Raw genomic sequence first — 14,058 nt, 5'->3', positions numbered from 1 at the left:
TGGCCGGCGGATGATCAATTTCAGCACCTTCGTGGGCCGTCGCACTCCCTTGCTTCTGGGGTCGCCGCCCTCCCCGATAGTGATGCTCGCGAGCCAGACAGAACATCCGGCGACGGCGAATTGTTTACCCAGGGGCAGTAGAGAGCAGCAGCATCTCGAACCGGACAGCCTCTGCAGTCAGATCATCGTGAATCTCGTACCAACGGCCATTCTGTTTCTGTTCGCAGCAACCTTCTGCGCCGTCTGGCTGGCCGAGCGCCGAAGCTGGTATCTGCTCCATTTTGCGCATGCGTTCCTGGCCTTTGGCCTTGGGATGCTCGTCCAGACAACACGGACTCCAGCCGATTTCGGGTTGAACACGATGCTGTACGGAATGCTCTATGTTTCCGGCACGCTGGGCTTCGTGACTGGCGTGATGGTGCGCTCCGGCCGGCGCCCTTCTCGCTGGTTCCTCACCATCTGGTTTGCCGCAGTGATGGGCGCGCTCGGCTATTTCTATTACATTGACCGCAACCTCATCGTGCGCATCCATATCGTGAGCTTCGGCCTCGGCGGCATCATCGTCTCAGCCGCCTGGATCATGCGGTCGCTTGCTCGGGGAAGCGCGACCGACAGGATAATCTTCTGGCTGGTTCTGGTGTTTGGCCTGCATTTCTTCCTGCGTACGCTGCTGACGAGCGAATTGGCCGCGGCAACATCCGCTTCGGGGTTCCTGCAGTCCGGATTCTGGACCTGGGTGCAATTCAGTGCCTCGGTCTTCGGGGTCGGGATGGGCCTTGGGCTGCTCCTCGTCATAGGGCTGGATGTGACGGCCCGGCTGCGCAAGGAGCGCGATACCGATCCGCTCACGGGGGCGTTGAACCGGCGCGGCCTGCAAGGCCGGTTTCAATCTCTGGGCGCGGCGCGTCATCCATTGGTGCTCAGCGTCGTCGCCTGCGATATCGATCATTTCAAGAGCATCAACGACGCCTATGGCCACGCGGCCGGGGACGCCGTGCTGATCGCGATTGCAGCCTCCATCCGGAGCGCCGTTCGCAGCAACGATGCCGTCGGTCGCGTGGGAGGCGAAGAATTCGTCATCCTGCTCAAAGATACGACCGCAGAACAAGCCTTCCATTTCGCGGAACGCCTGCGGGGCGAAATCGCCAGGATCTCGTTTCCCAGGCTGCCGCCCGATCGGACGGTGACCTGCAGTTTCGGCATTGCCGAGCTTCGCCGTGGCGAGACGCTCGCACATGCGATCGGCCGCGCGGATCAGGCTCTGTACGCAGCCAAGAACGCCGGACGGAACCGTACGCGCACGGCCACGCCCTTAGTGCCGGCGCGATCCTAGGCGTCATTGCTGGCGTTGAGTTCGTCCAGCTCAAGCCCGTCCTTGTCGTTCGGATCAGGCAACAGCCCCTGCCCCGTCGCCCAGCGCGCCACAATCTCGGCGACAGCCTCTTCACGCGATCGACGTGACTGGATTTCCCGCAGATAGCGATCGAGCGCAGTCAGTTCGGCAGCACTCAGATGGATGGTCAGGGGCGTCCTCGGCTCGGCTGCAGGCATGGCATACTCCCGTCCGCTCTCGCGACGGACTGCTCGCCCGGCGGCAGCAATCCGACGATAGAAGCATGACAGGATCGCGGGGCGCAGCAAGGCGCAACAGCCCTGCAGGCCCCGTCCCGACGCCCTCCTTCAGGCATGCCCATGCGTCAAGCGCATGGCAATGTCCCGCGTCGAAAGGGAGGGTTTTGGCGAACCAAATCCGGATTCCGACGTTTTCCGCTCAAGCCGCAATTGCGGTTCCTGAATGGAGGAAGCGATGTTCAAGCATTCAATCGCGCTGACGGCCGTCGGAGCTGTCATGTTTGCGACGACCGCGATCTCGCAGACCAGTGCGCCCTCATCGAACGCCCCCTCGGCAGCTCCTTCGGCTCCGGCCCCCGCCGTGGAGCGCCCCAAGCCGCCAGAGAACAACCTCGCAGGCCAGGGGAAGTGGCGTGCGTCCAAGCTGATCGGTGTCGATATCTACGGCTCCGACAAGAAGAAGGTCGGTGATGTGACGGAAGTCCTGTTCGACAAGGCAGGCAAGGTCGAGATGGTGACCGTCGGCGTCGGCGGCTTTCTTGGCATCGGATCGAAGGATGTTGCGATCCCCTTCGAACAGGTGACGTGGAGCGAAGAGCCGATGGTGGTTCCCGCTCCGGCCCCTGCCCCTGCCCCCGCAGGAGGAAGCGGCAGCACGAGCGGTCCGGCCACGGCTCCGACAGCGGCTGCGCCTGTTCCGCGTGGTCCGATGATGTACCCGGACCATGGCGTCATCAGCATGACGAAGGAACAACTCACGGCGGCACCGGCCGTGACCTATGCCAGCCGCTAATTGGCCACCAGACATCCCGGCCTGCAAAGCAGCGGGCCGGCGATCTCCAAAGTTGTTCGCCAGCTAATGGACGTTACCATCTCGACGAGCAGGCAGCTCGGAGAGAACGGGCAGGACAGCTTCCGGCAGATCATCCGCGATCAAGCCACGACCAAACCGTTCCGCGGCCTTGCCATGGAGCCAGACGGCGGCGCAGGCGGCCTGGAAGGCTGGCATGCCCTGGGCCAACAGCCCCGCGATGAGGCCGGCCAGGACATCACCGGACCCAGCCGTCGCCAAGTCCGGGCTGCCGGTCATGTTGATCGCGGCCCTTCCACCGGGCTCGGCAATGACGCTGTCCGGCCCCTTCAGGACGACGACCGCACCGGTGGCCGCCGAAGCGCGGCGCGCCCGTTCGAGCCTAGACGGAGCAGCCATCACGTCCGCAGACGAGGCAAAGAGGCGCTCGAATTCCCCTTCGTGCGGCGTAAGTACGCAAGCTGCGCCGCTCGGCCTGATCCTCGAGCCGATCGGGACGGACGTGGTTTCCGCTGCCAGCAGGGTGAGCGCGTCCGCATCGAATACCGCTGGAACACGCGAGCGCTGCGCGGCAAGGACGGCTTCCCGAGCCGTTTCGTCAAGCCCGAGTGCCGGGCCGGCGAGGACTGCGCCGAGCCGTTTCTCGGCCAGCAGAGTTTCTATATCGGCTGCCGAGGCAGCTGCCCGCTGAATCAGCGCATCCGGGCCGCGGGCGGCATGCGCGGCAAGGGCTTCGGGCCGGCACGCAATCGTCACCAGGCCGGCGCCAATGCGCAGCGCGGCACGCGCCCCGAGTCTGGGCGCGCCAACCCCTGCAAGCCCGCCCGCCAGAACGAGCACCGCGCCGCGCTTGTATTTATGGGTATCGACCGCGTGGTGCGGCCACTCGGCGCGCCATAGCGGCGGTTCGTTGCGAAAAGTTCGCGCCTCCAGGGCGCCCTTGCCAAATGCCACCTCCGCCGTGATGCCGATATCGGCAAGCGTCACCACGCCGCATAATCCACGCCCGGGATAAAGCAGATGCCCCGGCTTGAGGCGAAAGAACGTGACCGTCTCATCGGCCCTTGTGACCGCTCCATCAGCGCGTCCGGTCTCCCCCGAAAGGCCGCTGGGGACATCCACGGCGATCACCGCAGCTGCCGAGGCGTTGACACGTTGCACCACGGCGGCGACGTCGCCGGCCAGCGGCCGATCGAGGCCAGCACCGAAAAGGGCGTCGACCACGATGGCTGCCCGCTCGGGAGCGGCAGAGGAAATCGGCATGACCTCACCGGTCCAGGCCTGCGCCATCGCAAGGGCATCGCCCTTCAAGGCTTCACGGTCACCCGACAGGGCAAGCGTCACCCCGAAACCGCGCTCGCGAAGGAGACGGGCTGCGACGAACCCGTCCCCGCCATTGTTGCCAGGACCGCAGAGAACCAGAATGGCCTGTCCGGGTAGGGCCCGCCGGCTGACGGCATCGGCGACCGCCCTGCCCGCTCGCTCAATCAGGACGGGCCCCGTCGTTCCGGCCGCAATCGCAGCCCTGTCGGCGCGCGCCATCTCGGTTGGGGTCAACAGGGCAAGGGCGATCTCGTCTGCTGTGCTCATCGCGCGATCATCCGGAAGCCGGACGCTCATAGCAAGATCGGGCGCGCGGATCTCGTTTGGCTATCGATTGATCATCTGCATAAATTATGGGCGGAATATCGCCTCATCATGAGGCGATACCTGCCACGCTCCCTCATGGCGAGGCACACGCGCCGATGCTATGAGCACATACGGCGAGTGTTCGTCTGCCACGGCGGAACGCTGAACCGGCCTCCGAGCCATCGGGAAAGGCCGATTTTCAGTGCATCGACGATTGGACCGGCAGGCGGTATCGAGGAACGGACGAATATCCGTTTCCAACCACGCGCAAGGGAGGCCGGTCGGCGCATGAAGAAGATCGAAGCGATCATCAAGCCCTTCAAGCTGGATGAGGTGAAGGAGGCACTGCAGGAAGTCGGGCTGCAGGGCATCACCGTGCTCGAAGCCAAGGGATTCGGCCGCCAGAAGGGCCATACCGAGCTCTATCGCGGCGCCGAATACGTCGTCGACTTCCTGCCGAAGGTAAAGATCGAGATCGTGCTGGCCGACGAGATGGTCGAGAGCGCGATCGAAGCCATCAAGAAGGCCGCTCAGACCGGCCGGATCGGCGATGGCAAGATTTTTGTATCGTCGGTGGAGGGGGCGATCCGCATCCGCACCGGAGAGACCGGCGCGGACGCGATCTGAGGGCTTCATTCCCGAACCCGCGAAATCGGCGTCCGCCGGGCGAATACCCGCGGATCGATGAATGTTGAGAAACTGCTTTCAAGAGGAATGCTGAGATGAAGAGCGCCAAGGACGTCCTCAAGGCGATCAAGGACAATGACGTCAAGTATGTCGACTTCCGCTTCACCGACCCGCGCGGCAAGTGGCAGCACGTCACCTTCGACATCACCATGATCGATGAGGACATCTTCGCCGAGGGCACGATGTTCGACGGCTCGTCGATTGCCGGCTGGAAGGCGATCAACGAGTCCGACATGCTGCTGATGCCTGATCCGACGACGGCGGTGATGGACCCGTTCTTCTCGGCAGCGACGATGGTGATCACCTGCGACGTGCTCGAGCCCGCGACCGGCGAGCCCTATAACCGCGATCCGCGCGGCATCGCCAAGAAGGCCGAAGCCTATCTCAAGTCGACCGGTATCGGCGACACGGTCTATGTCGGCCCGGAAGCCGAATTCTTCGTCTTCGACGACGTCAAGATCTCGGCCGACCCCTACAACACCGGATTCAAGCTCGATAACGTCGAGCTGCCGATCAACGGCATGACCGATTACGAAGGCGGCAATCTCGGCCACCGCATCGCCACCAAGGGTGGCTACTTCCCCGTCCCGCCGCAGGATTCGGCGCAGGACATGCGCGGCGAGATGCTGGCAGCCATGGCGGCGATGGGCGCCAAGGTCGAGAAGCACCACCACGAGGTCGCCTCCGCCCAGCATGAGCTCGGCCTGAAGTTCGACACGCTGACCCACATGGCCGACACCATGCAGGTCTACAAGTACGCGATCCATAACGTGGCGCAGAGCTACGGCAAGACCGCGACCTTCATGCCGAAGCCGATCTWCGGYGACAACGGCTCGGGCATGCACGTSCACCAGTCGATCTGGAAGGCTGGCAAGCCGATCATGGCCGGCAACAAATATGCCGACCTGTCGCAGGAGTGCCTCTGGTATATCGGCGGCATCATCAAGCACGCCAAGGCGCTGAACGCCTTCACCAACCCGTCGACGAACTCCTACAAGCGTCTCGTTCCCGGCTATGAGGCTCCGGTGCTGCTGGCCTATTCGGCCCGTAACCGTTCGGCCTCCTGCCGTATTCCGTGGACGACTTCGCCGAAGGCCAAGCGCGTCGAGGTTCGCTTCCCCGATCCGATGGCGAACCCCTATCTCGCCTTCGCCGCGCTGCTGATGGCCGGCCTCGACGGCATCGTGAACAAGATCGATCCCGGCCCGGCGATGGACAAGGATCTCTACGACCTGCCGCCGCGCGAGCTGAAGAAGATCCCGACCGTCTGCGGCTCACTGCGCGAGGCGCTCGAGGCGCTGAAGAAGGACAACGCCTTCCTCAAGGCCGGCGGCGTCTTCAACGACGACTTCATTGAGAGCTATATCGAGCTCAAGATGCAGGATGTGGCGCGTTTCGAAATGACGCCGCACCCGGTCGAGTTCGCGATGTACTACTCCTACTGAGAGCTCTGCGCCGGGAACGTCCCGGCGCAGCCGCTATCCTCCCGACCGCGGCAGATCGCGGTCCACCTGAAACGCCGGGGCGGCAACGCCCCGGCTTTTTTTCTGACAGGGCCCTCAGACGTAGCGATTATGCCCGAAGGTGACGCTGCCGACGGCCGTTGCGAGATCATTGCCGTAATCGGCCGTTCCCACGCGATTCATGGAGGTGCCGGTAAAGACGGTCGGCACGATGCCACCGAGGCTGGCACCGTTGACGATGTTTCCAGAGACAACGACGGACCGTCCGCTGTTCGTCACAGCTTCGTTCGAGACGCCAATACCGATAGCCGCGTTACGCACCAAATTCCCGGAAACCACCAGCGCGCGTGCAGCCGTATYGATGCCTGCCTGGATGCCTACCCGCGCAGCTCCGTCAATCAGGTTGCCGGAAACCACGCAGTCCTGCTCGACGACGATGCCGTTTCCGATCGTTGAAGGCGGATAGTAGCCGGGATCGGGAATCGGATTGTCGGTGACGTTGGAGATGCGGTTGCCTTCCACGATGACGCTGCGTGAAACGCCGTCGGAGAACTGGCCGGAGTTGGCGACGAGAATGCCGCTACCGACCGTGTCGAGGCTGTTGTTGGAAACGATGCAACCCGTGAGATCAATTCCGGCACCCGGCGCCTCGATGAAGATCGCCGCTTCGCGCGTGTTGTAGATATTGTTGTTGCTGACGTTGTGCAGCCCCCCGCCATTGCAGCGGATGGCGGAGAATTTGACGCTGAAGATCTTGTTATCGGTGATCGAAACGCCAACGGCCCGGAAGACGCTGACGCCATTGCCGTTTTGCCCAGTCCCGCCGCCAACCGTATCGACGCCGTTTATGAAGTTGCCCGTAATCGTCGAGCTGTCGCCGGTGATCGCGTCACGCCAGACCGCGATACCATTGTTCAACATGCCGGTAATGGTGTTGTTCAGCGCCTTGATCTGGGCGTTCTCGCTCCAGATCCCGACGGAATGGTTGCCGAAATAGCAGGACCGGAAGACCGCGCCGGACGAACTCGCGATATAGGCTCCAATGCCAGGCGAGTTCATGATCTGACAGTTATCGAACAGGACGTCCTGGGCATTGCCGGCGATTGCGATGAAGGCCGGGCGCTGAGAGACATAGTCTGTCAAGGCCCGGTTCTGGCCGTCGAAGAAAATCCCCTCGAAGCGAACCTGGTTCTGCCCTTCGATCCGAAGGAATGTATTCGCTCCTGTGAAACGCAGGACGACCGAGCCGGGCATGGCGCGAACCTGCAACGGCTTGCCGCCGCCATTCGTCGGCAGGACCGTGACGGTGCCCGAGTCATAAACACCGGGCTGAAAGAAGAGAGGCCTCCCCTGATTGCGGGCGTAGTCGAATATGGATTGGAGGTCGGTGAATGTAGTCCAGCCGGAACTCGCTGCGGCGGTGCGGGCAACCACAGCGTCGTCGAACAGGGCGTAGGATGGCATCGAATATCTCCATATCGAACATAACGAGAACGATATGGGTCAGTATTCCTATCCACGTCAAATGCACCGTGCATAACTCACGATGTCCGAGCGTAGGTGCGGCCGGGGACAGCGATGCACGGGCCCATTAAGCGTTCGGTAGAGGATTGGGGCTATGCGTCGCGATCCATGCCGTTAGGGGAGATTGCGGCGATGCTGCCGATCAAGGAAGGGCGTCTGACATATGCCGTTCAGCGCGCGCATGACCTTCTGATCAAGAAGCTCGTCCCGAGCAGCAGAAAACACCTTCCGCCCCATCCTCGGATTGCGGTGATCCCAACGGACTATCTCGGCATCTCGATCATTGGAAATGGGGTGTATGAACGTCGCGAGATCGCGTTCCTCAAAGCCCTCTTCAAAGAGAGGAACCTCGGCTCATGCATCTTCCTGGATATCGGCGCGAATATAGGAAATCATTCCATAAACTTCGCAGATTCGTTCGAGGAAGTGATATCGTTCGAACCCAATCCTCCTATCGCCTCGCTGTTGAAGACGAACGTCGTGCTTTCGCAAACGGGCAACATTCGCGTTCATGAAGTCGGCCTCGGCCAAGCAGATGCCGAGTTGAGGTTTTCCTTGCTTGAGCAGGGAAACGATGGGAGCGGCAGCTTCGCGTCTGGGCAGGGAGACCTTGTGCTGCCAGTCCGCCGGGGCGACGCATTCCTAGCTCAACGAGAGCCGGCAATTGCATCGGGTGCGAAGCGGGTCGGGTTTGTCAAATGCGACGTCGAGGGGTTCGAGGCAGATGTATTTGCGGGCCTACGGCAAACCTTCTCATCTCATCGCCCGATCGTTGCATTCGAGAGCAACGATAGCACCGCGGGCGAGGGAGCATGGGCCGAACTGAAGGCTGCTGGCTACGACACCCTGTACTCTCTGCGCGAAACTGGAGATCACCGGGGCAAGCTTGCTCAGGAGCTGAGCCGACTGACATTCGGCTATTCCTGCTGGCTCGAGGAAGTTGCCAAGGTTCCGATACGACGCTGCAATCTTGTGGCGAGCTTCGGTTCACTGATCTGAGGTTCAGCCCACGCAGCGCGCCGCCCAGGATAAGTTAACGCCGGTCAAGTGCTCGAATTCAGGACGCGTATGCCTGGCTCCCGTCTCTCTCCCACGCCCTCCGTGATCATCTTCGGCTCGGCCAAACCCGTCACCTGCGCGGTGATGGACTATGCGCGCCGACTTGCCAACGCCATCAACGCGCAGCGTCCCGGTTTTGCCACCCTTCACACGATAGAGCCCGACCAGCCCGCAGCCTTCGTCCGTGCCATCGCCGGGGCTCTGCGCGAGGACCGGATTGCACATTTTCAGCTTCCTGTCGAAGGCTGGGGGAACGCGATCCTGCCAGGTTCGGCGCTGATGCTGGCGCGGCTCTGGACGCGCAAGGGGGATACCGTCGCGACCTTGCACGAGTGGGCCTCGCTCAACCGGCTGCGCTACCTCTCGATCATCCCCGACATCCTCGCGACCGACGGCTTCATCTTCGTTTCGCAACAGCAGCGCGAGAGCTTTCTCAAGACCCCGCTGGTCGGGCCAAGGAGGAAGCTCGCTGCCCCGGTCATCCCTATCGGCCCGAACATCATGCCGGCCCAGATCGATCCGGAACGTGTCGTCGAGGAGCGGACGAAAGCACTGGGCAGCGGCACGATGCGAGCCGACATCGTCATCGGCTATTTCGGCGTGCTCTATGCGAGCAAGCGCCCGGACATGCTGCTGCGCGTCGTCAAGGCGCTGCACGAGCGTGGCATCAAGGCGCGGCTCCTAGTCTGTGGTGACTTCCTTTGGGACAAGCCCAGGGATCGCGAGGCCTTCTTTGCCCTCGCGCGCGAGCTCGGCATCATCGACTGGCTCGACTTTCGCGGCCGCATCGACGACGAGGGCGAGTTGATGGCAACGCTTTCGGCGGCTGATGTCTTCCTGCTGCCTTTCACCGACGGCATCAGCACGCGCCGCGGCAGCTTCCAAGCCGTCAGCCAGCTCGCGATCCCGCTGGTCTCGACCGAAGCCGAGCGTCGGGACGAGTTCGACCTGTCGCCCTCCCTGAAGACCAAGATCGATAGTCCAGCGACAGTGCTTTGCCGGGTCGATGCGGCGCCTGAAGAATTCGCCGACGCCATCATCGCCGCCCAGCTTCACAGGGCGGACGCGATTGGTGTCAATCTTTCCGCCTCATGGGATGAGGCGGCGCGGAGGCATCTCGCCTTCTACGACCGGCTGATCGCCGATCGTCGGGACTGACAGGCGACCGACGCTGCACTCCGCCCGCGTTTAAGCCTGTCGGTTGGCGTCCGCCTCAGCGCAAGGCGAGCGCCACGACGCCGATCAGCGCAACCGAGGCTGCGAGCCACCACAATTTGCGGCCCTGGCCGGCATCGATCGAGCGGGAGCCGGTCAGCAGCGCCATATCCTCGTAACCAAAGGATTCACCGGCAAGGCGCGCGGTGCGCTCGAGCCCGGCCATCTTCATCCCTGGAACCGACGAACGCGCGACCACGACAGCCTCCCAATTTCCCAAGTTTCCGACAGCTGCAGAGCCATTCGCAAGCTGGCGAATCTCGACCCCACCACTCTCGTTCGCGCCGGGTTAATGCGACATGAACCATCCGCCGCGACACCGTATGGCATGCTCGCGTGACACCGCTGCGACGCTCGCTCGGCTGAGGGTTCGGTGCACAGCAAGGGGTGGAGCGACGATTCTCCTGCTTGTTCGGAGCGATGTTCGTTATATGTCTGGGGAACAATCGTTGCGGCTGGCTTGAGTGCCGGCCCTGGCGACGTCCCGGATGCGCTATTCTATCAGCGCTGCGAATCAGGTGATCGGCGAACGAAATGACGGAGAATGGCGATCTTTTCGGTGAGGGCAGCGGCGAGCAGCCGCAGCGGGCGCCCGAGCCATCGCCGGTCAAGCGTGATGCGGCCGCCCCGAGCAAGCCTTCGCAGCAATCGGCCTCACCTTCCGTCCCGCGCAACGGCACCTTGTCCGAGGCCGGCTATACCGCGTCCGCCATCGAAGTCCTCGAGGGGCTCGAGCCGGTGCGCCGACGGCCAGGCATGTATATCGGCGGCACCGACGAACGCGCGCTGCATCATCTCTTCGCCGAGGTGATCGACAACGCGATGGACGAGGCGGTCGCCGGCCACGCAACCTTCATCGACGTCGAATTCTTCGAGGACGGTTCGCTGGCCGTCACCGACAACGGGCGCGGGATCCCGATCGATCCGCATCCGAAATTCCCGGACAAGTCGGCGCTCGAAGTCATCATGACAACGCTGCATGCCGGCGGAAAATTCGACTCCAAGGCCTATGAGACCTCGGGCGGCCTGCATGGCGTCGGCGTTTCCGTCGTCAATGCCCTGTCCGACCGGCTCGAGGTCGAAGTCGCGCGCGGCCAGATGCTTTATCGTCAGGTCTTTTCGCGCGGGGCCCCGCAGGGGCCGTTGGAAACCGTCGGACGCGTCGCCAACCGGCGCGGCACGAAGGTGCGTTTTCATCCCGACGCGCAGATCTTTGGCGAGGGGGCCCATTTCTCCCCTGCCCGCCTGTTCCGGATGGCACGCTCGAAGGCCTATCTTTTCGGTGGCGTGGAGATCCGCTGGCGCTGCGCTCCGGCGCTGCTGAAGCCGGAGGGTGACGTCGCCGCGGAGGCCGTCTTCCGCTTTCCCGGAGGCCTGCGCGACTATCTCGGCCGCGAGATCGAGGGCAAGGATCTGGTCGCCGAGCCGATCTTCTCCGGCAAGATCACACGGGATGGCGGCCACGGCTCGCTGGAATGGGCCGTGGCGTGGCTGGCGACCGGCGAAGACGGCTTCAGCTCGTCCTACTGCAACACCATTCCGACGCCCGAAGGCGGCACGCATGAGCAGGGCTTGCGCGTCGCGCTGCTGCGCGGCCTGCGTGACCATGCCGAGCGTATCGGTCAGTCGAAGCGCATGGCGCAAGTGACCTCCGACGACGTCATGGCGACCTGTGCCGCGATGCTGTCGGTCTTCATCCGCGAGCCTGAGTTCCAGGGCCAGACCAAGGACAAGCTTGCGACTCTGGAGGCCGCGCGCATCGTCGAGAACGCAGTGCGCGATGCTTTCGATCACTGGCTCGCCGCCGCGCCGCAGCAGGCACTGAAGCTGCTCGACTGGTCGGTCGACCGGGCCGAGGAACGCCAGCGCCGCCGGCTCGAGAAGGAAGTTTCGCGCAAGACCGCGACGCGCAAGCTTCGGCTGCCTGGAAAGCTAGCCGATTGCAGCAGCGCCGGCGCTGCAGGCTCCGAACTGTTCATCGTCGAGGGCGATTCCGCCGGCGGGTCAGCCAAACAGGCGCGCAACCGCGCGACGCAGGCGATCCTGCCGCTGCGCGGCAAGATCCTCAACGTTGCCAACGCGACCCGCGAGAAGCTGAACCAGAACCAGCAGCTTGCCGACCTGATCCTGGCACTGGGCTGCGGCATCGGCAGCCAGTTCCGCGAGGATGACCTGCGCTACGAGAAGGTCATCGTGATGACGGACGCCGATGTCGACGGCGCCCATATCGCTTCGCTGCTCGTCACCTTCTTCTGGCGCCAGACGCCGCGCCTGATCGAGAAGGGACATCTCTACCTTGCCGTGCCGCCGCTCTATCGGCTCCAGCATGGCGGCAAGAGCGTCTATGCCCGCAACGACGCCCATAAGGACGAGCTGATCGCGACCGTGTTCAAGGGCAAGAAGCCGGAGATCAGCCGGTTCAAGGGTCTGGGCGAGATGATGCCGGCGCAGCTCAAGGAAACCACGATGGACCCGGCCAAGCGCATCCTGCTCAAGGTGATGGTCGAGCACGAGGCGCGGGACGAGACCTCCGATACCGTCGAGCGGCTGATGGGCAACAAGCCGGAAGCCCGCTTCATCTTCATCCAGGAGCGCGCGGCCTTCGCCGGCGAACTGATCGACCTGTGAGGCCGGGGGCGCGGCCAGGATATTCGGGCGCGCGCTACCCTCGCATTTTTGTCGGTGAGACCATCAAAGTCGGCGGGCTGTCAGCCAGGTGTCCCGACGGCATCTTGCCGACATGCCCAACCGCAATCGCCCGCCCCCGAACACGCCGCATGATGATGCCGATGCCAGAACAGGCCCCCATGCTCAGCCATGGCCGATGATCGCATGGGGCAGCCTGCTTCCTCTCCACCTCGACGCCACGCGCTGGTTTCACCCAACTGGGACGACATCGCGATCTTCCACTCCGTCGCGGTCGGTGGGACGCTGGCCGTGGCAGCGGTCGCGCTCGGGCTGAGCGAGGCAACGGTAGCCCGTCGCCTCAAGAGTCTCGAGGCAGAGCTCGGCCTGCCGCTGTTCAGGCGCATGGCGAACCGGCTCGTTCTCACCGAGATCGGCGCAACTCTCGCCGGCGATGCCAGTGACATCGCCAATGCGGTGGAGCGCTTCAGCAACCGGACGCGTGCGGCACGCTCCGCCGATGATGCGCCTGTCCGGGTGACGGCGACGACCTCGATCAGCCTGTTCCTGACCATGCATGCGACGACGATTTCGGCCCAGGCGGGCGGCGTCGAGATCGGCATCATCAGCACGCGAGACCGGCTCGACCTGGCTCGCGGGGATGCCGATATTGCAATCCGGATGCGCCGCCCCCCGCAGGAGAGCGGCTATTTCAGCCAGAAGATCGGTCGACTGGTGCAGGCGCTCTATGCGCGCCGCGATGTCGATCCTCTGACGGCGCCCATCATTTCGGTCAGCCGTGACGTCTCCTCCCGTATCGAGGAGCACATCCTGAACTGGGCCAATGGGCGCCCGATCGCGGCCCGCGTCGGAGATTCAGCCGCGCGCTATGAGAGCATTCGCTCGGCGGGCGCCGTTTCGATGGCGCCGTGCTTCATGGCCGATTTCGACGACGCGCTGATCCGCCTCGCGCCGCCCCCGGACGAAACTGCCGACGAGATCTTTCTCGTCTCGCACGAGGTCCCCCGCCAGCGTCCGGCCGTGATGGCCGTGCTGCGGGCGCTGCAGACACTCTTTCGAGCAAACAGGACACGCTTGAATGGCATTCTGACGACCCCGGCAAGCATTCGCTAACCAAGCTTTTACTGGCGCGCGCGCAAAATGCTCATCAAGGGGCGGCATTGCGCCCCAACGATGCGGAGCGCCCCATGCGGGTCATCAAACTCTTCTTGAAAAACGAGCGCGGCAGCATGGTCGCGGATGTTGCCAAGGCTGGCGCGGCGATCGCCTTCCTTTCGGTCATCGCCGTCAATTTCGTTTCCACCCAGACGGCGCACCATCTCGACACAGAGCGCCTGAGCCAGGTCGCATCCGCAGCCTCCAAGGGCCAGATGATCGATCCGCTCGTCACCGGATCGATCCGCAAGAGCGCAAACGAAACCAGGCTCGACCCCTGCTCCGCTCCGCGCTGAG

13 protein-coding genes are annotated in these 14,058 nt (G+C 63.5%); 9 read left to right on the top strand and 4 right to left on the bottom strand.

The genetic code is table 11. From position 1 onward, the window contains the following. Positions 1–10 precede the first annotated feature (10 nt). A complete protein-coding gene (locus AC1DW9_RS17560) occupies positions 11–1,333 on the top strand; it encodes a GGDEF domain-containing protein (protein ID WP_476775389.1) in 1,323 nt (440 codons plus the stop codon). On the opposite strand, the gene AC1DW9_RS17555 is transcribed toward AC1DW9_RS17560, so the two are convergent. Beyond that, positions 1,330–1,551, bottom strand: a complete 222-nt coding sequence (locus AC1DW9_RS17555; RefSeq protein WP_113517628.1) for a hypothetical protein — start codon at positions 1,549–1,551, stop codon at positions 1,330–1,332. The genes AC1DW9_RS17560 and AC1DW9_RS17555 overlap by 4 nt on opposite strands. 256 nt (positions 1,552–1,807) lie before the next feature. Here AC1DW9_RS17555 and AC1DW9_RS17550 point away from each other — a divergent pair, with 256 nt between their 5' ends. Then, on the top strand, positions 1,808–2,365 hold the full coding sequence (locus AC1DW9_RS17550) for a PRC-barrel domain-containing protein (protein ID WP_476775390.1): 558 nt from the start codon (positions 1,808–1,810) through the stop codon (positions 2,363–2,365). 63 nt (positions 2,366–2,428) lie between these two features. Here the strand turns inward: AC1DW9_RS17550 and AC1DW9_RS17545 are convergent, their stop codons facing one another. After that, positions 2,429–3,973, bottom strand: coding sequence for an NAD(P)H-hydrate dehydratase (locus AC1DW9_RS17545; protein ID WP_476775391.1), 1,545 nt, complete (start codon positions 3,971–3,973; stop codon positions 2,429–2,431). A gap of 327 nt (positions 3,974–4,300) precedes the next feature. Here AC1DW9_RS17545 and AC1DW9_RS17540 point away from each other — a divergent pair, with 327 nt between their 5' ends. Beyond that, positions 4,301–4,639 carry a P-II family nitrogen regulator gene (locus AC1DW9_RS17540; protein WP_113518708.1) on the top strand — a complete coding sequence of 113 codons (339 nt, stop codon included), beginning with the start codon at positions 4,301–4,303 and terminating at the stop codon, positions 4,637–4,639. 95 nt (positions 4,640–4,734) lie between these two features. After that, positions 4,735–6,144, top strand: coding sequence for a type I glutamate--ammonia ligase (glnA, locus tag AC1DW9_RS17535; RefSeq protein WP_476855138.1), 1,410 nt, complete (start codon positions 4,735–4,737; stop codon positions 6,142–6,144). Between the two features lie 114 nt (positions 6,145–6,258). Here the strand turns inward: glnA and AC1DW9_RS17530 are convergent, their stop codons facing one another. Next, positions 6,259–7,626 carry a TIGR03808 family TAT-translocated repetitive protein gene (locus AC1DW9_RS17530; RefSeq protein WP_476855137.1) on the bottom strand — a complete coding sequence of 456 codons (1,368 nt, stop codon included), beginning with the start codon at positions 7,624–7,626 and terminating at the stop codon, positions 6,259–6,261. Positions 7,627–7,818: 192 nt separating this feature from the next. Here AC1DW9_RS17530 and AC1DW9_RS17525 point away from each other — a divergent pair, with 192 nt between their 5' ends. Both AC1DW9_RS17525 and AC1DW9_RS17520 read left to right on the top strand, forming a co-directional pair. Continuing rightward, complete coding sequence (locus AC1DW9_RS17525; RefSeq protein ID WP_441505575.1) at positions 7,819–8,685, top strand: FkbM family methyltransferase; 867 nt, start codon at positions 7,819–7,821, stop codon at positions 8,683–8,685. A 69-nt stretch (positions 8,686–8,754) separates the two neighbouring features. Beyond that, on the top strand, positions 8,755–9,903 hold the full coding sequence (locus AC1DW9_RS17520) for a glycosyltransferase (RefSeq protein WP_476775393.1): 1,149 nt from the start codon (positions 8,755–8,757) through the stop codon (positions 9,901–9,903). 55 nt (positions 9,904–9,958) lie between these two features. Here AC1DW9_RS17520 and AC1DW9_RS17515 read toward each other — a convergent pair whose 3' ends face one another. Beyond that, a complete protein-coding gene (locus AC1DW9_RS17515) occupies positions 9,959–10,159 on the bottom strand; it encodes a hypothetical protein (protein WP_162768477.1) in 201 nt (66 codons plus the stop codon). Positions 10,160–10,494: 335 nt separating this feature from the next. On the opposite strand from AC1DW9_RS17515, the gene parE reads away from it, so the two are divergent. The 3 genes from parE to AC1DW9_RS17500 all read left to right on the top strand — a co-directional run bounded on the left by parE (position 10,495) and on the right by AC1DW9_RS17500 (position 14,057). Further along, positions 10,495–12,588 (top strand): DNA topoisomerase IV subunit B, encoded by a 2,094-nt coding sequence (gene parE, locus AC1DW9_RS17510; RefSeq protein WP_476775394.1) that lies wholly within the window; start codon positions 10,495–10,497, stop codon positions 12,586–12,588. 204 nt (positions 12,589–12,792) lie between these two features. Continuing rightward, positions 12,793–13,719, top strand: coding sequence for a LysR family transcriptional regulator (locus tag AC1DW9_RS17505; RefSeq protein WP_441491776.1), 927 nt, complete (start codon positions 12,793–12,795; stop codon positions 13,717–13,719). Between the two features lie 74 nt (positions 13,720–13,793). Beyond that, positions 13,794–14,057 (top strand): hypothetical protein, encoded by a 264-nt coding sequence (locus AC1DW9_RS17500; protein ID WP_441491777.1) that lies wholly within the window; start codon positions 13,794–13,796, stop codon positions 14,055–14,057. Position 14,058: the final 1 nt, after the last annotated feature.

The sequence above is a fragment of the Allobosea sp. P4_E12 genome, from assembly GCF_056401655.1.
The sequence above is the reverse complement of the archived record's forward strand: the minus strand, read 5'-3'. Positions and strand labels throughout refer to the sequence as shown.